Below are 23,109 nucleotides of genomic sequence, written 5' to 3'. Positions count from 1 at the left end.
TCACAGCGACAGCTGCCCGCTGACCGCTACCTCGCCCTTCCTCGATGCCAGCCGATCCGCCAGCCGGGTCGGCTCCGGCAGCTTGGTCCGACCCAGGCAGCGCACCACCCAGTCGACCGCGGTGGGCAAAGAGAGCCGGTGCCCCGGCGATACGAACAGCGGCTTCACCCCCTCCCGCGAGCGCAGCACCGCGCCGATGGTGACCCGACCGCGCGCATCGACACTGACGTCGCTCGGATCCTCTTCGCGCCGCCGGTCGGTCAGCGGCGTCCACTCCCCCTTGGCCGACGGCACCTCGCCGAACTGGCCGCACAGCCGGCTCTTGCCCACGCCGATGGTCGGCAGATCGAGCCACAGCCCCAGGTGCGAAGCGATTCCCAGACGACGCGGATGGGCGATGCCCTGGCCGTCGACCATGATCAGATCCGGGCGCTGCGACAACTGCTCGAACGCTCCCAGCGCCGCCGGTATCTCGCGAAACGACAGCAGCCCCGGCACATAGGGCATGCGCGTCGGCTCGCGATGCACCACCTGCTCCACCAGCGCAAGCGAAGGCCACTCCAGCAGCACCAGCGCCGCGCGGGTGGTCTCCCCGCCATCTTCGAAGCCGATATCCATACCGGCGATCAGGCCCACCTCGCCCAGCGTATCCTCGCGCCTGACGCTCGGTGCCAGCCGTTTCTGCAGGGCGATCGCCGCCTCCGGCGTCAGATTCCAGTCATGTAGTGCCATCGCCGTCTTGCCCTCCCGTGCTGTCGACGTCCAGAAGCCTAGTCACGGCGTCCACGTCTCTCCAATGCAGCGCACCTTCGATCTTTCCCATGGCCGTTCTTTTCCGCTGCCGATCTTCTCCGAGACGGTCGTCGCGTTACACTTGGCGTCGCTTTTTCCGCTTAACTCTCTCAGACGTCACAAGGCGCCACATCGTGAAATTCTTCCACACCGCCGACTGGCACCTGGGCCAGTCCTTCCATGGCCAGGAACGTCATGTCGAACAGCGCGCCTTTCTCGACTGGCTGCTGGCGACACTCGCCGAGCGCCAGCCCGATGCGCTGCTGGTCGCCGGTGACATCTTCGATGTGGTCAATCCCTCGCTGCGGGCCCAGGAACTGCTCTACGACTTCATCGTCGCCGCCCACGCCGCCCTGCCGACGCTGGAGATCGTGATGATCGCCGGCAATCACGACAGCGGTTCGCGCATCGAACTGCCGGCGCCGCTGATGAAGCGGCTCAAGACCCATGCCCTGGGGAGGGTGCACTGGCTCGAGGATGGCAGTCTCGACAGCGAGCACCTGCTGGTGCCGCTGCCCGACGCCAGCGGAGAGATTCGCGCCTGGTGCCTGGCGCTGCCCTTCCTGCGCCCGGCCGAGGTCACCGGCGGCGATATCGACGACTACCGCGACGGCATCGCCCGCGTGCACCGCGAGCTGGTCGAAGCCGCCGAGGCCCGCCGCGAACCGGGCCAGGCGCTGGTGGCGATGAGCCATGCCCATCTGCAGGGCGCCGCCGTCTCCGAGGCGAGCGAACGGCCGATCGTGATCGGCGGCGAGGAGGCGATCTCCGCCGCGCTCTTTCCGCCCTCGATCGCCTACGTGGCGCTGGGTCATCTCCACCGGCCACAGCAGGTCGGCGAGCCGCGCATCCGCTACAGCGGTTCGCCGCTGCCGCTGGATTTCAGCGAGAGCCACTATCCGCACCAGGTGCTCGAAGTGAGCCTGAGCGGGGCCGAACTCGACTCCATCGAGAGCCTGCCGATACCCCGCCACGTGGCACTGGAACGCATCGGCCCGGGCAGCGTCGAGACAGTCGAGGCCGAGCTGTCGGCGTGGCAGCCCGAACCCACCATCGGGGAGGCGCTGCCGCGGGAGCGCTGGCCGTGGCTGGAGGTACGCGTGGCGCTCGAGACGCCGCAGCCCGACCTGCGCGCCCGGATCGAGGCGGCGATCGCCGACAAGCCGCTGCGGCTCTTGCGCATTCATAGCCACTACCCCAACGCCGGGGGCGACGCCGCGGACAGCGTCGCGGTCGATCTCGACAGCCTCACCCCTCAGGAGATCTTCGCCCGCCGCTGGCAGGCCGAGTATGGCGAGACGCCGCCGGAAGCGGTGGCGCGGGATTTCGCCACCCTGGTACAGGAGGTACAGGACGCGGAGCCCGACACATGAAGATACTCGCCATCCGGCTGGAGAACCTGGCCTCGCTGGCCGGACGCCACGAGCTCGACTTCACCACCGCCCCGCTCGCCGACCAGGGGCTGTTCGCCATCACCGGCCCTACCGGCGCCGGCAAGAGCACCCTGCTCGATGCGCTCTGCCTGGCGCTCTACGGCAGCACGCCGCGACTGCGCCAGGCGCCGGTGCGCGACTCCCAGATCGCCGATGTGGGCCGCGACACCCTGACCACCGCCGATGCCCGTACCCTGCTGCGCCGCGGCTGCGCCAGCGGCTTCGCCGAGGTCGATTTCGTTGGCCGCGACGGCCGCCGCTACCGCGCCCGCTGGGGCGTGCGTCGGGCCCGCGACAAGCTCGACGGCAGCCTGCAGAAGGTCGAGCAGTCGCTCACCGATCTCGACGCCAACCAGCTACTGACGGCGCAGAAGCGCGAATTCGACCGCCTGCTTCCGGAGCGCCTGGGACTCAATTTCGACCAGTTCACCCGTGCCGTGCTGCTCGCCCAGAGCGAGTTCGCCGCCTTTCTCAAGGCCGACGACAACGCCCGCAGCGAGCTGCTGGAGCGGCTCACCGATACCCAGCACTACTCCGCCATCTCGCGCGCCGCCTTCCAGCGCACGCGCACGGCCAGAGGCGCACTAGAGGCGATCGAGGCACGCCTCGCCGACGCCCTGCCGGCGGACACCGAGGTCCGCGCAGACCTGGAGCGCGAAGCCGCAGCGCAGCAGCAGGCGCTGGCAGCGCTGCAGGCCCGGCGCGAGCGGCTGCAGGCCGAGGGCACCGAGCTCGAACGCCAGGCCCGGCTGAGCGCCGACTGGCAGCAGGCCGAGACGACGCTGCAGTCGGCCGAGGCGGCGATCGCCGCCACTCAGGCCGAGCGCCACACCCTCGCCCAGCTCGACGCCATTGCCCCCTGGCGCGAGCGTGCACAGCAGCGACGCAGCCTGGCCGAGACCCTGGCCCGGCGTGAACAGCAGCTGGCCGAAGCCCGCGCCGCGCTAGAGCGCTGTGACGGCGAACGCCGGACCCTCGCACCCGAGCTGGAGGCGGCCAGCGCCGCCCGCGAGCGCACCGCCGCCGCGCTGCGCGACGCCCAGCCCGAGCTGGCCCAGGCGCGCGAGCTCGAGAGCGAGCGCGCGCGGCTCCAGCAGCAGTGCGACCAGCAGCGCGCGGAGCAAGCGCAACTCACCGCCGCCGCCGCCGAGAGCGCACAGCAGCAGACGCAGCTGCAGCAGCAGATGGCCGAGCAGGCACAGCAGATCGAGGCCCAGCAGCAGCACCTCGCCGCGCTGCTGGAGACAGCGACGACAGAGACTGCCGCCGCCGACCTGCGCGCCGCTCTCAACCGCAGTCGTGACGGCGCCCAGGCGCGACTAGACGCCCTGGACGGTCTGACCCAGGCGTGGCGCGAACGCGAACGTCTGGATCACGAGCAGGCGACGCTGCAGCAACAGCTCACCGAGAGCCGCGAGCGGCTGACCCAGCTCGAACAGGCGGGTCATCAGGCCAAGCGCGACCTCACCGCCGCCGAGCAGCGCCAGGCCCAGATCGGCGAACAGATCGAGAGCGCCCGCGCCGCGCGCAGCGACGAGGTCGCGCGGCTACGCCAGCAGCTGCGTGAAGAGACACCGTGCCCGGTGTGTGGCGCCACCGATCACCCCTACCGCGAGACGCCGCCGGCACATCCGGGGGAAGCGCTGGTCGCCAGCATCGAAGCCCAGGAGCGCCAACAGCTCGACCAGGAGGCCCAGCGCGTGGCGGCCGCCCGCGAGCAGCATCAGGAGCTGAGCGTCGAGTGGCGCAGCTGCCGTCAGACGCTGCTGGCTGCCGAGCAGCGCCAGCAAGCGCTAGCGCCGGCCCGCGAGGCCGCCGCCAGAGCCCTGGCTGACCACCCGCTGAGCACCGAGCTGAGCATCGCCGAGCAACCCGGCGAGTGGCTGCAGCACCAGCGCGAGCAGACGCTGAGTGAGCGCCAGCAGGCCAGCGAGCGGCTGCAGCGGCTCGACACCATCGAGCGCACTCTGGACCCGCTCGAACGTCAGCACCAGAGCCTGGCCCTGGAACTGGGCAAGCGGGAGACACGCCAGGCCCTCGACCAGACGCGCCTGGAAAGCCTCGCCGCCGCCCTGCCGGAGCTGGAGCAGGCGCTGACGCGTACGCATCAGGCACTCGGCGCGGCGCTGGGCGAGCACGCTTCGGCCGGGGCCTGGCAGGCTGCACTGGAAGATCAGCGCCAGCAGGCGCAGCAGCAGTGGGAAGCGCGCCAGGCGCAGTGGCAGACCCTGGAGAATACCCACACGCGGCTGACCCAGCAGATCGCCGATCTGACCCAGCGCCAGCAGGAGGAACAAACCACCCATGCCGAGCTCGAGCGCGCCTGGCAGGCGTGGCGGCGCACCCAGCCCGAGCTCGACGAAGCGCGGCTGGAGACCCTGCTGGGCTACACCGAAACCGCGCATCGCCAGCTGCGCGAGGCCTGCGAACGGCGCGAGCGCGAACGCGACGCGGCCCGGGTTGCCGTCGAGGAGCGCCGCCGCGCCCTGATCGAGCAGCGCCGTCTGCTACTGCCCGAGACCCCCGAGGCGCGGCTGCTCGACGCCGAACACGAAGATGCGCTGAGCGCGCGCCACGCTGCCCAGCGCGAGCGCCTGCAAGCACTGGAGAGCGAATGGCAGGCCCAGCAGCAGCGCCGCGACACCGCCCAGCAGCGGCTCGCCGAGGATGACCGCCGGCGCCAGGTACAGCAGGAGGGGGCCCGCCAGCGCGAAGCCGCGGCGCAGGAGGTGCAGCGCTGGGAGCGGATCAACGGCCTGATCGGCAGCGCCGACGGCAAGCGCTTCCGGCGCATCGCCCAGGCCTACAACCTCGACCACCTGTTGACCCACGCCAACCAGCACCTGCGCGCCCTGACGCCGCGCTACCGCCTGGAACGCGGCGGCAGCGAGCTGGGCATTCTGGTGATCGATGGCGACATGGCCGACGAGCGGCGCTCGGTGCACTCGCTCTCTGGCGGCGAGACCTTCCTGGTGTCGCTGGCGCTGGCGCTGGGCCTGGCCTCGATGGCCTCACACCAGTTGGCGATCGAGTCGCTGTTCATCGACGAGGGCTTCGGCAGCCTCGACCCGGCGTCGCTGGCGCTGGCGATGGATGCCCTCGATGGCCTGCAGGCCCAGGGCCGCCGCGTCGGCGTGATCTCCCACGTGCAGGAGATGCACGAGCGGATCCCGCTCCAGATTCGAGTGGAACCCAGGGGCAACGGTGCCAGTCAACTCGTGATTCGGCGCGCATGAACGCCGTTTCTCGGGCGACACGACCGGCCATCACACGATTAGACTTTGGTCTATAAATCGATGGCGAACGAAAGCCAAGAACCTTTCCGATCGGAAAGGTTCATGGCATCTCGAAGAGATCACCCAACGCTGAATTCCTCAGGAATTACAACGACGATTGCCGATAATTTTCGCCATGCCGGATCCCGATAGAAATCATAAAACCCTTACAAATCAGTAATTTTTACATTTTTGTAAGAGTTGCCTAGAAGAAAAGGCTCTGCCTACCATCCCGCCGCATCGTCATTTCATGCCGCACCATTTCCGGTCAGGCATGCCATCTTGCGGAGGTGATTCTTGCTCACGATCATTGGCCTTGGCATCATCATCGCCATTGTGGCGCTACTGTTGACCGAGCGGGTCACGCCGATAATCGCGCTGTCGATGGTGCCGTTGATTGGCGCGCTGATCGCCGGCTTCGGGCCGGCCGACATTGCCGGTTTCTTCGAGTCGGGACTGCAGGATGTCGCCAATGTGGCGGTGATGTTCATCTTCGCCATCCTCTTCTTCGGCGTACTGCAGGATGTCGGCCTGTTCGACCCCTTGATCAACCGCGTGGTGGCACTCACTCGCGGCAACGTGATCGCCGTCGCCATGGGCACCGGCGTGATCGGCACCATTGCCCATCTCGATGGCTCCGGCGCCTCCACCTTCCTGATCTCCATCCCCGCGCTGCTGCCGCTCTACCAGCGCCTGCGCATGAGTCCCTACCTGCTGTTGCTGATCGTCTCGGCGAGCATCGGCATCATGAACCTCGTCCCCTGGGCGGGCCCGATCGGCCGCGCTGCCGCCGTCACCGGCATCAGCCCCACCGAGCTGTGGCGTGCCATGCTGCCGGTACAGATCGCCGGCTTCGTCATCCTGATGATCTTCGCCGCGCTCCTCGGCCTGCGCGAGCAGGGCCGGATCAAGCGGTTACCCGCCCAGGACGCTCAGGCCTCGCCGGACAACGTCGTGGCCGATGCCGAGAACGGCAAGGCACTGCCGCCCCGGTTCTGGCTCAACCTGGCCATCGCCGTGGTCACCATCGGCGTGCTGGCCTCAGGCATCATGCCGCCTGCCTACATGTTCATGCTGGCCCTCGGTGTCGTGCTGCTGGCCAACTACCCCAAGCCCAAAGCGCAGATGGAGCGCATCAAGGCGCACGCGCCCGGCGCCTTGCTGATGGCGTCGATCATCAGTGCCGCTGGCGCCTTTCTGGGGATCCTCTCGGGTACCGGCATGCTCGAGTCGATCGCCACCGACCTGGCCCATGTCCTGCCCCACGCCATGGTGCCCTATCTGCATCTGGTGATCGGTGTCTTCGGCGTACCGCTGGACATGCTGACCAGCACCGATGCCTACTACTTCGCGCTGCTGCCGGTGGTCGAGCAGGTCGCGTCGACCCAGGGCGTCGCCGCCGACAGCGTGGTCTACGCCATGACGATCGGCAACAACGTCGGCAAGATGATCAGCCCGTTCTCTCCCGCCATGTGGCTGGCGCTCGGCCTGGCCGGCGCGGAGATGGGCCGCCATATCCGCTACTCCTTCTTCCTGCTGTGGCTCTTCAGCCTGGTGATGCTGGCCTTCGCTTACCTGCTCGGGCTGCTCTAGCCCGGCTCAGACCTCGATCGCCGCCCGGGCCATGACCTGGGCGGCGGCGCCTCTGGCGGCCACGTAGGTGCTGTCGCCGATCACCTTGACGGGCACCGTCTGGGATTGCCGGAGCAGATCGTTCTGGTGAGCAGCGAAGTAGGCAAGCGCCGGCCCGGTCAAGCTCTCACCCAGTTTCATCAGCGACCCTCCCAGAATCAGCATCGACGGATTGAGCGTGTGATGCAGGTTGAGCATTAGCAGGCCGAGCGCTTCGCCGGCTCGTTTCATCACGGCCTGGACCTCGCCATCCCCGGCCCGGGTCAGGACCGCGTGGCTGAGACTGGAGTCGATGTCGACGTGCAACGCCTCGCGTAGCGCCCACCCACTGACCAGCGTCTCCGCACAACCGTGATTGCCGCAGTGGCAGAGCGCGCCTCCCGGCTGTATCACGGTATGCCCGATCTCCCCGACCAGCCCCTGGTGGCCCCGCGGCACCAGCGGGAAGTGCTCGCCGCTGACCACGCCGCAGCCGATGCCGCTGCCGGCGCTGATGTAGGCGATCGACTCAGGGGGCACGCCCTCGAAGAAATAGAACTCGCCGAAGGCGGCGGCATTGGCCTCGTTGTCCAGCAGCCATACCCCATCCGGCAGATCCGGTTGCTCGCGCAGCAGCGCCAGGAAGTCGATATCCACCCAGCCCAGATTGGGTGCCAGGCTGAGAATCGGCGCCTTGGGCGAGACGGGCCCCGGCACCGCGACCCCTAGCCCGAGGCAGCGACGGTCCGCGATGTCGGGCGCCTGACGCAGTTGCACCAGCAGCGCCGCCAGCCGCTTCGCGGTCGTGGCAGGGTCGGTGGGCGGCTCCTCCTGGTGAATGCTCGCCAGGACAACTCCAAGCAGATTGCACGCGACCAGCCGCAGCCCCTTCACCCCGACCTCCGCCCCCAGCATGTAGTGGCGCTCGCCATCCAGGTAGAGCGCCCGCCCCGGCCGCCCGCCGCCACGCGAGTGGAGTTCCCCCTCGCGAAGCCACCCCCGCTCGACCAGCGCCTGCACCACGCTGCCCACCGTGGCCTTGGTCAAGCCGGTTCGCAGCGCGATATCCGCCCGCGACAACCCGGGGCTGCGGCGCACGGTGCTCAGGATCGTGCTGCGGTTGAGGCTCTTGAGGTAGTTGAGATCGCCGGAGGTGTGCGGCGTGAACGCATTGTGCATTGGCTGGTGGCAACGTCGGGTGGCGGTGGATGCCGCGACTATACCAAAGCCGGTCGGCTCCCACCGAAGGTGCCCCTCTCGTCACGACCTAAGTCTTAACACCAATGACCAATGGCAGCGGGTCCGCCGAGCGCGCATGCTGCCGCAACACTTAGTTAACAGTATTTACTAACCACTGAGAGACATCATGCCGTCAGCCATCTACCCCAGTCTCGCCAGCAAGCACGTCGTCGTCACCGGCGGCGGTTCCGGCATCGGGGCCGGCCTGGTACGCGCCTTCGCCGCGCAGCAAGCCCAGGTTCATTTCATCGATATCCTCGATGACGCCGAGGCGCTGGCGGACGAGCTGGGCGAACGCGTCCATTTTCATCGCTGCGACCTCACCGATGCCGAGGCGTTGATCGCGACGCTGGCCGGCATCGGCGAGATCGATGTGCTGGTCAACAACGCCGCCAACGACGACCGCCATCGGCTCGAGGATGTCACGCCCGAGTACTGGGACGACCGCATGAACGTCAATCTGCGCCACCTGGCGCTGGCCGCCCGCGAGGTCGCTCCTGCCATGCGCCGCCGTGGGCAGGGCGTGATCGTCAACCTAGGCTCGATCAGCTGGCACCTGGGCCAGCCTGGCATGCTGCTCTACGAAACCGCCAAGGCCGGCATCGAGGGAATGACCCGGGCCCTGGCGAGCGAGCTGGGCAGCGACGGAATCCGCGTCAACTGCGTGATTCCCGGCAACGTCAAGACACCGCGTCAGTCCCGCTGGTACGGCCCCGAGGACGAAGCCCAGATCGTCGCCGAGCAGAAGCTCAAGGTGCGGATCCATCCCCATCACGTGGCCGCCATGGTGCTGTTCCTCGCCTCGGATGACGCGGCGGCCTGCACCGCGCACAACTACTGGGTCGACGCCGGCTGGCTCTGATCGCGAGCCCTCCAGCACCCTCCTCGACACACCAACGGAGCTTCACAATGCCAACTCAAGTTGCTTCACAACGCCCTGTCGTGGTTCTGCTCACCTGTTGCGTCGCCGCCATCGGCGGCTTCCTGTTCGGCTTCGACAGCGGCGTCATCAACGGTACCGTCGATGGCCTCCAGCAGGCCTTCCAGTCGCAGAGCGTCGGTACCGGATTCAATGTCGCCTCGATGCTGCTCGGCTGCGCCGTCGGCGCTTTCTTCGCCGGCCGCCTGGCGGACCGGTTCGGCCGCCGCACGCTGCTGCTGGTATCCGCCGTCTTCTTCATCATCAGCGCCTGGGGCTCCGGCATCGCCGGGGGATCGCTGGAGTTCGTGATCTATCGCGTCCTGGGCGGCCTGGCGGTGGGCGCCGCCAGCGTGATGTCGCCGGCCTACATCAGCGAGATCGCCCCGTCCCACCTGCGCGGCCGGCTGGCGACCATCCAACAGGTGGCGATCATCGGCGGGCTGTTCTTCTCGTTTCTCAACAACTACATCCTGGCCAATGTCGCCGGCAGCTCCACCGCACCGCTGTGGTTCGGCTTCGAGGCGTGGCGCTGCATGTTCTGGATGGAGCTGATCCCGGCGGGCATCTTCCTGATCGCGCTGATGTTCATTCCGGAAAGCCCCCGCTTTCTGGTCAGCGCCGGACGCCACGACAAGGCCGAGCGGGTCCTCCGCCTGGTCTACGACGAAGCCGGTACCCACAAGCGTCTGGCCGATATCCGCGCCTCGCTCTCCAGTCGTCACCAGCCGCGACTCTCCGATCTGATCAACCCGCAGACCGGCAAGGTGCTGAAACTGGTCTGGATCGGCATCGGCCTGGCGGTGTTCCAGCAGCTGGTGGGGATCAACGTGGTGTTCTACTACGGCGCCGTGCTGTGGCAGGCGGTCGGTTTTTCCGAGAGCGATGCGCTGATGATCAACGTGATCAGTGGGGCCGTCAGCATCGCCGCCTGCCTGGTCACCATCGGCCTGATCGATCGGATCGGACGCAAGCCGCTGCTGTGGGGCGGCTCCGTGGGCATGACGGTCACCCTGGCACTGCTGGTCTACGCCTTCTCGACTGCCGACATGGTCAATGGCAGCTTGGCGCTCTCCCCGGGCAACGGCGTGCTCGCGCTCATCGCCGCCAACGTCTACGTCTTCTTCTTCAATGTCTCCTGGGGCCCGGTGATGTGGGTCATGCTCGGCGAGATGTTCCCCAACCAGGTACGCGGCTCGGGCCTGGCCATCGCCGGTCTGTTCCAGTGGGTCGCCAACTTCGCCATCACCATGACCTTCCCGATCATGCTGGCGTCGATCGGCCTGACCGGTGCCTACGGCTTCTACGCCCTCTGCGCGTTGATCTCGGCCATCTTCGTCGCCCGCTTCGTCCGCGAAACCAACGGCAAGGAGCTCGAGGAGATGGCCTACGAGTAAGGCGACGACTCACGCAAAGAGGATGGTCGTCGCGGCCCGGTCGAGAGCCGCAACGACCATCGCAGGGAGCGAGGTGACAATGACGAGCGAGACAAGCACGCTGGCGACAAGCGCCCCAGAGACAAGCAACACAGAGACACCCCCAGGGTCAGCCCACGATCCTGCTGCCGCCGTGCCGCTGATGGAGCGGATCGGCTACGGCTGCGGGGACCTGGCCAGCAATTTCATCTGGCAGGCGATGAGCATCTTCATCGTCTACTACTACACCGACGTGATCGGCGTCGCCGCCGGTATCATCGGCTCGATCATGCTGTTTTCGCGGGTGTTCGACGGCGTCTCGGACATCGCCATGGGCTACGTGATCGACAAGACCACATCGCGACACGGCAAGGCCAGGCCCTGGCTGCTGTGGCTGGCGGTGCCGTTCGCGGTCTCGGCGGTACTGCTGTTCGCGGTGCCCGATGTCTCGCCGTTCTGGCAGACGGTCTACATCGCGGTGACCTACAACCTGGTATGCCTGGTCTATACCGGCCTCAACGTGCCCTACGGCACGCTCAACTCGCTGATCACCCAGGACCAGTATCAGCGCTCGCTGCTCAACGTCTTTCGCATGAGCCTGGCGCTGATCGGCGTGCTGCTGGTCAGCAACCTGACGCTGCCGGTCGCCACGCTGTTCGGCGGCGGCCAGACGGGATGGATCGTCACCTTCGCGATCTTCGGCACCATCGGCACGGGACTGTTCCTGTTCACCTTCAAGAGCACCCGCGAGCGGGTCCAGCCGGCCGACGAGAAACGACGCCAGGCGCCGGTCCCCCTGAAGCAGAGCCTGCGCACCCTCGGCAAGAACCGCTACTGGGCGCTGGCCACGCTGTTCATCCTGATCACCTATATCTTCAACGCGCTCAACTCCGGGGCGGTCGTCTACTACGCCCAGTACCTGCTCGACGATACCTGGCTGGTGGGCGTCATCACCACCGCCTACATCGTTTTCATCCTGGCAGGCATGGCCTTCGTGGCGCCGATCACCAAGCGCTACGGCAAGCGCAACGCGATCATCGTCGGCGAGCTGATCACTCTGGTCGGCTACGGCGTCATGCTGATCGACCTCGGCAACGTCTACCTGATCGTCGCCGGCACCATCATCCGCGGGCTCGGCAAGGCACCGATCAACGGCAGCATGTTCGCGCTGCTCGGCGACACCATCGAGTACGGGGAGTGGAAGACCGGGATTCGTAACGAGGGCATGGTCTACAGCGGCGGCAGCATGGGCATCAAGATCGGTAGCGGGCTGGGTACCGCACTGCTGGGATGGATACTGGCCTTCGGCGGCTATGTCGGCGGTGGCGGCGAGCAGAGCGACACCGCACTGTTGGCGATCCAGACGCTGTTCGTCTATCTGCCGATGGGCCTTTGTGCGCTGATGATCGTATTGATGCTGTTCTACGACCTCGACAAGCGCTATCCGGCCATCGTCGCCGATCTCGCCGCCAAACGCTGAACCCCGTCGCGACAGGAGACCGCATGTCCCTCATTGCCAACCCCATCCTGCCCGGCTTTCATCCGGACCCGTCGATACTCCGGGTCGACGACGACTACTATATCGCCACCTCGACCTTCGAATGGTTTCCCGGCGTCGCCCTCCATCACTCCCGGGATCTGACCCAGTGGCGCCAGTTGCCCTCGCCCCTCGACCGGCGCTCGCAGCTGGACATGATCGGCGACATCGATTCCGGCGGCGTGTGGGCACCGTGCCTGAGCTACGCGCATGGCCGCTTCCATCTGATCTACACCGACGTCAAGAGTCGCCGGGGCGCGTTCAAGGATACCCACAACTACCTGGTCAGCGCCGAGCGAATCGAGGGGCCCTGGTCGGAACCGATTCCTCTCAACAGCAGTGGCTTCGACCCTTCGCTGTTCCACGACGATGACGGCAGCAGTTGGCTGCTCAACATGATCTGGGATTTCCGCAAGGGCCGAAACGCCTTCGCCGGTATCGCCCTGCAGCGCTACGACATCGAACGCCAAAGACTCACCGGGCCCGTGCACAATATCTTTCGGGGGACGTCTTTGGGCGTCACCGAAGCCCCGCATCTCTATCGGCGAAACGGCTATTACTACCTGGTCACCGCCGAGGGCGGTACCGGTTACGGTCATGCCATGACGGTGGCCCGCTCGCGTGAGTTGACCGGTCCTTACGAGGTCGACCCGACCAACCCGGTGCTCACCTCGAATCCGGAGGCGACCGATCAGTTGCAGAAAGCCGGCCATGGCAGTCTGGTGGAAACCGCCGAAGGCGAGTGGTACTGCGCCCACCTCTGCGCCCGTCCGGTCGTCGCCGGGCGCTGCATGCTGGGGCGCGAAACCGCCCTGCAGCGCTGCGTCTGGACGGAGGACGACTGGCTTCGCATCGAGGGCGGACCCTATCCCAGCCACCGGGTGGCCGGCCCGGATCTCGCCTGGCAGCCGCCCCCGGCCGAGCCGGATCACGACACCTTCGAAGGCCCTGGCCTCCACCGCTACTGGCAGAGTCTGCGCCAGCCATTCGACGACACCTGGCTGTCGCTGACCGAGCGCCCTGGCTGTCTGCGGCTCAAGGGCGGCGAGTCGATGCAGTCGACTCACCGCCAGAGCCTGCTGGCCAGGCGCCTGACCCACTTTGAGCTGGAGGTGGAGACACGCCTCTCCTTCGACCCCGAGCATTTCCAGCAGATGGCGGGGCTAATCCTCTACTACGACACCAAGGATTACGTCTACCTGAGGGTGACCCGGGAGGAGGCGCTGGGCCGTTGCCTCGGTATCGTCGTCTCGCGCCACGGGGTCTACGATGAGCTGCTGACCGCCGAGATCCCCCTGATGGCGGGTGACGTGCGCCTGATGGCGCGCCTGGAGCGCGAAAGGCTGCGTTTCTTCCATGCGCCGGGCGATGCGCAGGGCGATCCGGACCGACACGCCGACGCCATCGATTGGCAGCCGATCGGCGAACCACTCGACATCTCCCATCTCTGCGACGACGATCCGGACTACATCCGCTTCACCGGTACCTTCGTCGGCCTCTGCGCCCAGGATCTCTCCGGGGCCGGCCTCGCGGCGGATTTTCACGAGTTCGACTATCGCCCAGGAAAAAGCCGCTGATCTCGATGAGATCAGCGGCTCTCGTTGGTCGGCCCGGGTGCGACGGGTCTTAGCCGGCCGGCCTCAGTCGGCGAGCTTGGCCGCCAGCTCGGCGACGTGCTTGCCCTGGAAGCGGGCGATCGCCAGCTCGTTCTCGCTGGGTTTGCGGCTGCCGTCGGGGTTGGCCAGCGTGGTCGCGCCATAGGGCGTGCCGCCGGTGATCTCGTTCATGTTGGAGAGCTCGGCGCAGCTATAGGGCACGCCAGCGATCACCATGCCGTGATGCATCAGCGTGGTATGGATCGAAGTCAGCGTAGTCTCCTGGCCACCGTGCTGGGTCGCGGTGGAGACGAAGGCGCTGCCGACCTTGCCGATCAGCTTGCCTTGGGCCCACAGGCCGCCGGTCATGTCCCAGAAGTTGCGCATCTGCGAGGCCATGTTGCCGAACCGGGTCGGCGTGCCGACGATGATCGCGTCGTAGTCGGCCAGCGCGTCGGGGCTCTCGATCAGCGGCGCATCCTGATCGGTCTTGTAACCCGACTGCTCGGCCACCTCCTCGGGGACCAGCTCGGCCACCCGGCGCACGTCCACCTGGGTCCCACCGACGCTTTCGGCGCCGTCCGCCACCGCCTTGGCCATGGTCTCGATATGGCCGTAGCTCGAGTAATACAACACCAGCACTTTGCTCATGGGAACACTCCTTGAGGAACAGGGGTTTCGCGACGAAACGCCTTTCAGGCTAGCCCGCGTCAGGGAGCGATGCCACGGCCGGGACGTTGCATTTTTTACGCCGTGAGCAGCGAAACGATCGAACGCCAGGCCTCCCAAGCCGAGTGCCATGGCTCCGGTCGCCGCACCGCTTGGGGAATTTGTTGCCGAGGAAGGATAGCCGCTATTCTGTGGGCCCACCCACCGAACCGTGGTCCACGCTGGTGGACCGGAGCATGCGATGACCACCTCCCGCGACCTGCTGGCCTCCCTGATCGGCTTCGATACCGTCTCCCGACACTCGAATCTCGAGCTGATCGATTTCGTCGAACGCTATCTCGCCGCTCACCGCGTGCCGGCCCAGCGCATCACCAACGTCGATGGCAGCAAGTCCAACCTGCTGGCACGCATCGGTCCGGCGGTGGAGGGCGGCGTGGTGCTTTCCGGTCATACCGACGTGGTGCCGGTCGACGGTCAACCGTGGACCAGCGACCCGTTCACCCTGACGGAGAAGCAGGACGGCCGGCTCTACGGCCGCGGCAGCTGCGACATGAAGGGTTTTCTCTCCTGCGCCCTGGCGCAGGTGCCCGCCTGGCAGGCCCTCGATCTCGCGCGACCGATCTATCTGGCCTTCTCCTACGATGAGGAGATCGGCTGTCTCGGCGCGCCGGCAATGATCGAACGACTGATGGCGGATGAGCCGTTGCCCGGCGCGGTGATCATCGGCGAGCCCACCTCGATGCAACCGATCGTGGCGCAGAAGGGAATCACCACCCTGCGCACCACGGTGACCGGCAGGGAGTCGCACTCCAGCCAGATCAACCAGGGGATGTCGGCGATCCATGTGGCCGCCAGGCTGGTGACGAAGATCGAGGCGATCATGCAGGAGCTGGTCGACGAAGGGGCGCTGGAACACGTCTTCAACGTCCAGCACTCGAGCCTGCATGTCGGGCTGATCGAAGGCGGTACCGCGATCAACATCATGGCGCGGCACTGCCAGTTCGACTGGGAGATCCGCCATTTGCCCAGCGATGGCTTCGAAGCGCTCTTCGCCCGTTTCGAGCGCTACGCCAAGGCGCTGGAAGCCGAGCTGCGAGCGCGCGCACCGGAGCTCAGCATCGTCACCGAGCAACTGGTCGATACCGTGCCGGCGCTGGCCGATCGCGACAACGCCCCCGCCCTCGCCCTCTGCCGCGAGTGTCTCGACGATCCGAGCGCCGACACCGGCGGCGTCGCCTACGCCACCGAGGGTGGACAGTTCCAGCGCGCCGGCCTGCCGACCATCGTGTGCGGCCCGGGAAGCATCGAACAGGCCCACCAGCCCGACGAATATATCGAGATCGACCAGCTCGAGGCCGGCGATCGCTTCATGCAACGGCTGGGCGAGCGGATGGCGCGTTGAGCGCTGCCGTCACTCGTTCGTGCCGGACAAGGAGACCGGATTCATGCACACCCCTGCCCTCGCCGTCCGCCGCACCGCACTGGTGGCCGTCTACGGCACGCTGAAACGCGGGCTGCGCAACCACCACTGGCTGGACGGTGCCGACTTCGTCGGCGAGGACGTCATCACCACGGCGACGCTCTATGATATCGGCCCCTATCCGGGAGCCAAGGCCGAGCCTTCCCGAGGGGTGGAGATCGAAGTGTTTCGCGTCGACGCGGCCGGCCTGAAACGCCTCGATCGCCTGGAGGACTACCGGGTAAGACGACCGCAATCCGGCGACTACGATCGCGCCGTCCATGCCACCGCATTCGGCCCGGCCTGGCTCTACCTCTACAACCGTGACGTGGCCGGCTGCCCGGTGATTCGCCAGGGCGGCTGGCCGGTGACCGCATCGCCGGAGGACCGTCTCAATAGCACCGGGTCCCCGTGAAACGGGGGGAACTATACTGACTCGTCCGCCAGCCGGTCAGGCATCGAAGAACACTCTCAGCACATGGTCCATGTGCACTTCCATCGCCTTCCTCGCCGCATCGGGATCGCGACTCTCGATCGCTGCCAGGATGCGCTGGTGATCATCCTGCGACTGGCGAGGCATGTCGGTCTCCATGAACAGTTCCTGGAGACGGCGAAACATCTTGCCGTACTGGTGACCGAGCAGATGCTTGAGGGTCATGGCATAGGCCGCGTTGCCCGACGCCTCGGCGATACGGATATGCAGAAGCCGATCGCCGGCCTGGTTGCGGCCACCGAGCCGGTTGTCCTCGACATTGCGCGCATAGGCGGCGCGCATCGCGGCGAGGTCCTCGTCGCTGGCATTCAGCGCCGCCAGCGCCGCCGTCTCGGGCTCGAGATAGCGTCTCGCCTGCAACAGCGAGAACGGCGGAATTTCCTGGTCCAGATCGAGTTCGATCTCGCTGGCGAATTCCGGGTCCAGCGCCCACCCTTCCTGGCGCCGGGCCGCGCTCATCACCGAGCTGCCCACCTCCTCGTGGCGCTCCAGTACCAGCACGCCGTGGCCGACGCGCACCTCCACCTGGCCGATGACCTCCAGCGCGATCAGCGCCTCCCGCACCGACGCCCGACTGACCCCCAACTGCTGCGCCAGGTCGCGCTCCGGCGGCAACAGGGTGCCCGGCGGGAACTCCCCCTGGCGGATCAGCACCAGCAACTGGTCGGCAATCTGGCGATAGAGCCGCTGTGCGCGAATGGTCTGGATCGGCATCCATCGATCTCCCGGTTTCATGAGCAGGATGAGCTTGACCCTGCGTGAAGCATTGACGGCCTGCGTCTTCCCGAGTCTCAACGTCGCAGCGGCGAACGCTGCCACTTCTCAGGCAGAGCATAGACATTGGTCGCAAATGACAACGCTACCAGCGGCTTTCGGCGGCTTATTAGACGTTTGGCGATTTGCGGGGCGTTTCCGCAAAGGATAATACTCGGACCAATGGTCAGGCCTTTAGACATTAGAACCGACACAGGCCCTGGAATCAAAAAGTCGACTCGATCACACCACAGGAACCAGCGCCATGCGACTCGCCCACAAAACCGCCTTGATTACCGCTGCCGGCCAGGGGATCGGCCGTGCCACCGTCGAGCGTTTTATGGCCGAGGGCGCCCGCGTGATCGCCACCGACATCGACCCCGCCAAGCTGGAAGGATTGACCGGCGCCCAGTGCCACGCGCTGGACGTCACCGATGCCGAAGCCGTGCGAAAGTTGATCGAGTCGCTGCCGCCGCTGGAGATCCTGTTCAACTGCGCCGGTACGGTGCCGAGCGGCTCGATCCTCGAGTGCGACGACGCCCAGTGGCGCTTCACCCAGCGTCTCAACGTCGACTCCATGTTCTACACCATCCGCGCCGCCCTGCCAGCGATGCTGGACAACGGCGGCGGCAGCATCATCAACATGTCGTCGCTCGCCTCCAGCGCCAAGGGGGTGGTCAACCGCTTCGCCTACGGCACCACCAAGGCCGCGGTGATCGGGCTGACCAAATCCGTCGCCGCCGACTACATGACCCGCGGCATCCGCTGCAACGCGATCTGCCCCGGCACCGTCGACTCCCCTTCCCTGCGGGAGCGGGTCGCCGAGCAGGCGCGCCGGCAAGGCCGCACCAACGACGAGGTGTTTGCCGAGTTCATCGCCCGCCAGCCCATGGGTCGGCTGGGCAAGGTGGAAGAGATCGCCGCGCTGGCGACGCACCTGGCCAGCGACGAGGCCGGCTTCATCACCGGCACGGTTCAGATGATCGATGGTGGCTGGTCGAATTGATCGCCCCCCTCGTAGCTCGTAGCTCGTAGCTCGTAGCTCCCGAATAGACTCTACTCGCTGATGCATACAGAAAAGGAAATTGCATGAAACTGCTACGCCACGGCCCCAAGGGTCAGGAAAAGCCCGGTCTGGTCGATGCCGACGGGGTCGTTCGCGATCTCTCCGGCCAGATCGACGATATCGCAGGCGACGTGCTCTCCGACTCGGGTCTGGCTCGGCTGGCACAGATCGACACCGCCAGCCTGCCGGAAGTCTCCGCCGATACGCGACTCGGCCCCTGCGTCGGCCGGGTCGGCAAGTTCATCTGCATCGGGCTGAACTACTCCGATCACGCCGCCGAGACCGGCGCCGAAGTGCCCGCCGAGCCGGTGGTGTTCAACAAGTGGACCAGCGCCATCTGCGGCCCCAATGACGACGTCGAGATCCCCCGCGGCTCCGAGAAGACCGACTGGGAAGTGGAGCTGGGCGTGGTGATCGGCAAGGGTGGGCGCTATATCGACGAAGCCGATGCCATGAGCCACGTCGCCGGCTTCTGCGTGGTCAACGACGTCTCCGAGCGCGAGTATCAGCTCGAGCGCAGCGGCACCTGGGACAAGGGCAAGGGCTGCGACACCTTCGGCCCGCTCGGCCCGTGGCTGGTCACTCGCGACGAAATCAGCGACCCGCAGAACCTCGACATGTGGCTCGAGGTCGACGGCAAGCGCTACCAGGATGGCTCGACCCAGACCATGGTGTTCCAGGTGCCGCACCTGGTCGCCTATCTCAGCCGCTTCATGAGCCTGCAGCCGGGCGACGTGATCTCCACCGGCACGCCCCCGGGCGTCGGCATGGGTCAGAACCCGAAAGTCTTCCTCAAACCGGGCCAGACCATGCGCCTGGGCATCGAGGGGCTGGGCGAACAGCAGCAGCGCTGCGTCGAAAGCTGAGCGCCCCGCGCGCGGCGCCGCCTTCCATGATTCTGGAGGGCGGTCTGCACGCCAATTGGCCTGACCTTTAGGCCGAAACCCCTCATCTGCAGGAGAATCCGCATGCAAGTCGTCGTCTGCTCGCGCCCCGGCGAGATGGCGTTGGTCGAGCGCCCGACGCCGCCTCTGGCGCCGGGCGAAGCGCGTGTCGCCATCCGCCGTATCGGTATCTGCGGTACCGATATCCACGCCTTCGGCGGCAATCAGCCCTACCTCGACTACCCCCGCGTGCTCGGCCACGAGCTGGGCGGCGAGGTGGTCGCGGTGGCCGCTGACGTCGACCCGGCGCTGGTTGGCCAGGCGGTCTACGTCATCCCCTATCTGCACTGCGGCGAGTGCCGCGCCTGCCGCCAGGGCCGCACCAACTGCTGCCAGGCGCTCGAGGTGATCGGCGTGCATCGCGACGGTGGCATGGCGGAGGCACTCAACGTCCCAGCATCCCATCTGGTGCCGGTGCCCGGACTGTCGGCCGAGGCGCTGGCCCTGGTCGAGTGCCAGGCCATCGGCGCCCACGCCGTGCGCCGCGCCCAGGTCGCCGCCGACGAGCTGGTGGTGGTGGTCGGCGCCGGGCCGATCGGTATCGGCGTGCTGCAGATCGCCAGGAGTCGCGGCGCCCGGGTGGCGATGGTCGATACCAATCGCGACCGCCTGGCCCTGTGCCGCGACGAACTGGGTGCCGATGCCGTCTGGCACGCCGTCGAGGACGACGTGACCGCCGAGATCGAGAGGTTCAACGACGGTGCGCTGGCCGATGTGGTGTTCGACGCCACCGGCAACCCGGCGGCGATGAACCGGGGCTTCGACTTCGTCGGCCACGGCGGGCGCTACGTCCTGGTCAGCGTGGTCAAGGCCGAGATCCGCTTCAGCGACCCGGAGTTCCACAAGAAGGAGCTCACACTGCTGGGCAGCCGCAACGCCACGCGCGAGGATTTCGAGACCGTCACCCATCTGATGGCCAGTGGCGATCTCCTCACCGAGCCGTTGATTACCCACCGCGGCCGACTCGAGGAACTGCCGACGTTGATGCCCCAGTGGTGCGCGCCCGACAGTGGCGTGGTCAAGGCGATGGTGACGCTGGATGCCGAACCCGGGAGGGTCGAATCATGAGCGATACACGTCTGGAGACCATCGGCACCGACAGCCCGCCCCGGATCACCCTGCGCATCCATCCCGACGACAACGTGGCGGTGGCGCTGACCGACCTGCCCGCCGGCCGCCGGGTCGTGGTCGACGACCGCGATATCGCCCTCGCCGACAATGTCCGCCACAAGCACAAGTTCACGCTCGAGGCGCTTTCACCGGGCGATATCGTCACCCTGTACGGCGTCACCGTGGGCAAGGCGACGCAAGCCATTCCCCTGGGCGGTGTCATCAGCGTGGACAACCTTGCCCATGCCACGGAGAGCGATGACGTCCAGCCCGCCAGCAAGCCCTGGACGCCGCCGGACGTGGCGCGCTTTCAGGGCACGACCTTCGACGGCTTCCATCGCCCCGACGGCAGCGTCGGCACCGCCAATGTCTGGCTGGTGATCCCGCTGGTGTTCTGCGAGAACCGCAATATCGAGGTACTGCGCCAGTGTGTCGCCGATGCCCTGGGCGACGACCCTTATCGCGATTACAAGCGCATGGCGCGACAGATTCTGGACGGGAGGCTCGATGACTCGCTCGGCGACCCTTTCGAATCGCAGGCGCCAAGGCGCTTTCCCAATGTCGACGGCGTGCGCTTTTTGACCCATACCCTGGGTTGCGGCGGCACCGACGACGATGCCGAGGCGCTGTGTCAGTTGCTGGCCGGCTATGTCTGCCACCCCAACGTGGCCGGGGCGACGGTGCTGAGTCTCGGCTGTCAGAAGGCGCAGATCCCGATGCTCAAGGCGGCGGTGGCCCGGCGCGACCCGCAGCAACTGCGAACGGTGGACTATTTCGATCAGCAGTCGTCACCCAGCGAGGAGGCCCTGATCCGCAACGCGCTGCAGTCGATCTTCGACGGCTTGGCGGCCGCCGATCGCATTCAGCGCCAGCCGGCGCCGCTGGCCAAGCTCACCCTCGGGGTCGAGTGCGGCGGCTCCGACGGCTTCTCCGGGATCTCCGCCAATCCGCTGGTGGGCGGCGTGGTCGATCGCCTGGTGGCGCTGGGCGGCAGCGGCATTCTCGCCGAATTCCCGGAGCTTTGCGGGGTCGAGCACGAGCTGGTTGCCCGCTGCACCGACACGGATGTCGCCGGACGCTTCCGCGATCTGATGCAGGCCTATCAGCGCCACGCTGCGGCGGTGGGCGCCGATTTCTCGATGAATCCCTCGCCGGGCAACATCCGCGACGGCCTGATCACCGACGCGATGAAATCCGCCGGCGCGGCCAAGAAAGGCGGCGATGGCCCGGTGGTCGACGTGCTCGACTACACCGAGCCCCACCGGCGCCCCGGGCTCAGCCTGCTCTGCACGCCGGGCAACGATGTCGAATCGACCACCGCCCTGGCCGGCTCCGGCGCCAGTCTGATCCTCTTCACCACCGGGCTCGGCACGCCCACCGGCAATCCGGTGGCGCCGGTGCTCAAGATCGCCAGCAACAGCGAGCTGGCGGCGCGCATGCGCGACATCATCGACTTCGACGCCGGCCCCATCGTGCGCGGCGAACGCAGCATCGACGAACTGGCGGAAGCACTGCTGACACTGTGCATCGAGGTCGCCTCGGGGCGTCACCAGTCACACGCCCAGCGCCTCTCCCAGCACGACTTCATTCCCTGGAAGCGCGGGGTGTCGCTATGACGACCACCAGCCACTCGAACGACTACCGCGACGCCGGTATCGTCCAGTTTGGCACCGGACGTTTCCTGCTCGCCCATGTCGACGCGCTGGTCTCGGAATCGCTGGAGCGCGGAGAGAGCAACGAGCGCATCGTGGTGGTACAGAGTTCGACCCGGGAGGAAGGCAAGCGCAAAGCGCGCCTGCTGGCCGAGCAGCGCCGCTATCCGGTGCGGATTCGTGGCCGCCGTGACGGCGCGACCATCGATCGCGAGCAGGTGGTCGACAGCGTCGCCGGCTGCCTGATCGCCGCCGAACAGTGGGATGCGCTCAAGCGCCATGTGGTCGAGCACGCCCGTATCATCGTCTCCAACACCGCCGACAACGGTTACGAAGTTGGCGACGACTCGAGCCTTGCCAGCGTGCCGGCGAGCTTCCCCGGCAAATTGACGCAGCTGCTGCGGGCGCGCTTCGAGGCCGGCAACGACGGCCTGACGATCCTGCCCTGTGAGCTGATCGAGCACAACGCCAGCCGCTTGAAATCGCTGGTAACGGCGATGGCCCGCCGCGACGGCGGCTGCTTCCGCGATAGCGAGGCATTCATCGACTGGCTCGACCACCGCTGCGTCTGGGCCGACACGCTGGTGGATCGCATCGTCTCGGCACCGCTGGAGCCACTGGGTGCCATCGCCGAACCCTACGCGCTCTGGGCCATCCAGCGCCGACCCGGCCTGGCGATTCCCTGCCACCACCCGGATGTCCAGATCGTCGACGATCTGGGGCCGCAGTCGGTGTGCAAGCTGCACATCCTCAATCTCGCCCACACCTATCTGGTCGACCGCTGGCAGCGTGCCGACCGGCCGGTGGAGTTCGTGCGCGAGGCGATGGCGCGCCCCGAGCTCGGCGAGCCGCTGCGCGCGCTGCTCGACGATGAGGTGCTGCCGACGCTGGCCGCCGCGCTGCCGCTGGACGAACTCGAACGCTACCGCGACGTCACCCTGGAGCGCTTCGCCAACCCCTTTCTCGACCACCGCCTGGCGGATATCGCCCAGTACCACGCGAGCAAGCTGGAACGCCGCCTGCGCCCGGTGGCGGAGAAGGCGCGCCTGCAGGGGCGTCCCATACCCAGGCTCGACGAGGCCCTGTCATGACGAAAGCGCCCCTTGCCGAAGACACACGACCGATCCACCACGACCGACTGATCGAC

General features: G+C 67.0%; 18 protein-coding genes. 14 read left to right on the top strand and 4 right to left on the bottom strand.

Annotation, left to right across the window (positions count from 1 at the left end; translation table 11 throughout):
* Entirely contained in the window at nucleotides 1-732 is a 732-nt protein-coding gene (gene nfi, locus DOM56_RS09060; RefSeq protein ID WP_110708458.1) for a deoxyribonuclease V, read from the bottom strand.
* 194 nt (nucleotides 733-926) lie between these two features.
* On the opposite strand from nfi, the gene DOM56_RS09055 reads away from it, so the two are divergent.
* From DOM56_RS09055 to DOM56_RS09045, 3 genes are all read left to right on the top strand, one after another.
* A complete protein-coding gene (locus DOM56_RS09055; RefSeq protein ID WP_110708457.1) occupies nucleotides 927-2,165 on the top strand; it encodes an exonuclease SbcCD subunit D C-terminal domain-containing protein in 1,239 nt (412 codons plus the stop codon).
* Nucleotides 2,162-5,461 carry an AAA family ATPase gene (locus DOM56_RS09050; RefSeq protein WP_110708456.1) on the top strand — a complete coding sequence of 1,100 codons (3,300 nt, stop codon included), beginning with the start codon at nucleotides 2,162-2,164 and terminating at the stop codon, nucleotides 5,459-5,461. Before DOM56_RS09055 ends, DOM56_RS09050 begins: the two co-directional genes overlap by 4 nt.
* Before the next feature lie 336 nt (nucleotides 5,462-5,797).
* Nucleotides 5,798-7,093: a citrate:proton symporter gene (locus DOM56_RS09045; RefSeq protein ID WP_110708455.1), complete on the top strand. Its 1,296-nt coding sequence runs from the start codon at nucleotides 5,798-5,800 to the stop codon at nucleotides 7,091-7,093.
* A 6-nt stretch (nucleotides 7,094-7,099) separates the two neighbouring features.
* Here the strand turns inward: DOM56_RS09045 and DOM56_RS09040 are convergent, their stop codons facing one another.
* Nucleotides 7,100-8,290, bottom strand: a complete 1,191-nt coding sequence (locus DOM56_RS09040; RefSeq protein ID WP_110708454.1) for an ROK family transcriptional regulator — start codon at nucleotides 8,288-8,290, stop codon at nucleotides 7,100-7,102.
* Between the two features lie 187 nt (nucleotides 8,291-8,477).
* Here DOM56_RS09040 and DOM56_RS09035 point away from each other — a divergent pair, with 187 nt between their 5' ends.
* From DOM56_RS09035 to DOM56_RS09020, 4 genes are all read left to right on the top strand, one after another.
* On the top strand, nucleotides 8,478-9,212 hold the full coding sequence (locus DOM56_RS09035; RefSeq protein WP_110708453.1) for an SDR family oxidoreductase: 735 nt from the start codon (nucleotides 8,478-8,480) through the stop codon (nucleotides 9,210-9,212).
* Nucleotides 9,212-10,666, top strand: coding sequence for a sugar porter family MFS transporter (locus DOM56_RS09030; RefSeq protein WP_280951289.1), 1,455 nt, complete (start codon nucleotides 9,212-9,214; stop codon nucleotides 10,664-10,666). Before DOM56_RS09035 ends, DOM56_RS09030 begins: the two co-directional genes overlap by 1 nt.
* A 79-nt stretch (nucleotides 10,667-10,745) precedes the next feature.
* Nucleotides 10,746-12,164 carry an MFS transporter gene (locus DOM56_RS09025; RefSeq protein WP_110708452.1) on the top strand — a complete coding sequence of 473 codons (1,419 nt, stop codon included), beginning with the start codon at nucleotides 10,746-10,748 and terminating at the stop codon, nucleotides 12,162-12,164.
* A 23-nt stretch (nucleotides 12,165-12,187) separates the two neighbouring features.
* The gene (locus DOM56_RS09020) at nucleotides 12,188-13,798 is read left to right on the top strand and encodes a glycoside hydrolase family 43 protein (protein WP_110708451.1); all 1,611 of its coding nucleotides are present in this window, start codon (nucleotides 12,188-12,190) and stop codon (nucleotides 13,796-13,798) included.
* Nucleotides 13,799-13,861: 63 nt separating this feature from the next.
* Here the strand turns inward: DOM56_RS09020 and wrbA are convergent, their stop codons facing one another.
* The gene (wrbA, locus tag DOM56_RS09015) at nucleotides 13,862-14,467 is read right to left on the bottom strand and encodes an NAD(P)H:quinone oxidoreductase (protein ID WP_110708450.1); all 606 of its coding nucleotides are present in this window, start codon (nucleotides 14,465-14,467) and stop codon (nucleotides 13,862-13,864) included.
* Nucleotides 14,468-14,726: 259 nt separating this feature from the next.
* On the opposite strand from wrbA, the gene argE reads away from it, so the two are divergent.
* Together argE and DOM56_RS09005 are read left to right on the top strand one after the other, a co-directional pair.
* Nucleotides 14,727-15,887 carry an acetylornithine deacetylase gene (gene argE, locus DOM56_RS09010; protein ID WP_110708449.1) on the top strand — a complete coding sequence of 387 codons (1,161 nt, stop codon included), beginning with the start codon at nucleotides 14,727-14,729 and terminating at the stop codon, nucleotides 15,885-15,887.
* 43 nt (nucleotides 15,888-15,930) lie between these two features.
* Complete coding sequence (locus tag DOM56_RS09005; protein ID WP_110708448.1) at nucleotides 15,931-16,359, top strand: gamma-glutamylcyclotransferase family protein; 429 nt, start codon at nucleotides 15,931-15,933, stop codon at nucleotides 16,357-16,359.
* A 36-nt stretch (nucleotides 16,360-16,395) separates the two neighbouring features.
* Here DOM56_RS09005 and DOM56_RS09000 read toward each other — a convergent pair whose 3' ends face one another.
* A complete protein-coding gene (locus DOM56_RS09000) occupies nucleotides 16,396-17,151 on the bottom strand; it encodes a FadR/GntR family transcriptional regulator (protein WP_110708447.1) in 756 nt (251 codons plus the stop codon).
* 304 nt (nucleotides 17,152-17,455) lie between these two features.
* On the opposite strand from DOM56_RS09000, the gene DOM56_RS08995 reads away from it, so the two are divergent.
* The 5 genes from DOM56_RS08995 to DOM56_RS08975 all read left to right on the top strand — a co-directional run bounded on the left by DOM56_RS08995 (nucleotide 17,456) and on the right by DOM56_RS08975 (nucleotide 23,053).
* Entirely contained in the window at nucleotides 17,456-18,196 is a 741-nt protein-coding gene (locus DOM56_RS08995) for an SDR family oxidoreductase (protein WP_110708446.1), read from the top strand.
* A gap of 83 nt (nucleotides 18,197-18,279) precedes the next feature.
* Nucleotides 18,280-19,122 (top strand): ureidoglycolate lyase, encoded by an 843-nt coding sequence (locus DOM56_RS08990; protein ID WP_110708445.1) that lies wholly within the window; start codon nucleotides 18,280-18,282, stop codon nucleotides 19,120-19,122.
* Nucleotides 19,123-19,224: 102 nt separating this feature from the next.
* Nucleotides 19,225-20,268, top strand: coding sequence for a zinc-binding alcohol dehydrogenase family protein (locus DOM56_RS08985; protein WP_110708444.1), 1,044 nt, complete (start codon nucleotides 19,225-19,227; stop codon nucleotides 20,266-20,268).
* Nucleotides 20,265-21,926 (top strand): altronate dehydratase family protein, encoded by a 1,662-nt coding sequence (locus tag DOM56_RS08980; protein WP_110708443.1) that lies wholly within the window; start codon nucleotides 20,265-20,267, stop codon nucleotides 21,924-21,926. The genes DOM56_RS08985 and DOM56_RS08980 overlap by 4 nt, the downstream gene beginning before the upstream one ends.
* Entirely contained in the window at nucleotides 21,923-23,053 is a 1,131-nt protein-coding gene (locus DOM56_RS08975; RefSeq protein ID WP_110708442.1) for a mannitol dehydrogenase, read from the top strand. The genes DOM56_RS08980 and DOM56_RS08975 overlap by 4 nt, the downstream gene beginning before the upstream one ends.
* Nucleotides 23,054-23,109: the final 56 nt, after the last annotated feature.

The sequence above is a fragment of the Salinicola sp. CR57 genome, assembly GCF_003206585.1.
GTDB classification, from domain to species: domain Bacteria; phylum Pseudomonadota; class Gammaproteobacteria; order Pseudomonadales; family Halomonadaceae; genus Salinicola; species Salinicola lusitanus.
Note: the sequence above shows the minus strand (reverse complement) of the source record. Positions and strands in the feature narration are given on the sequence as shown.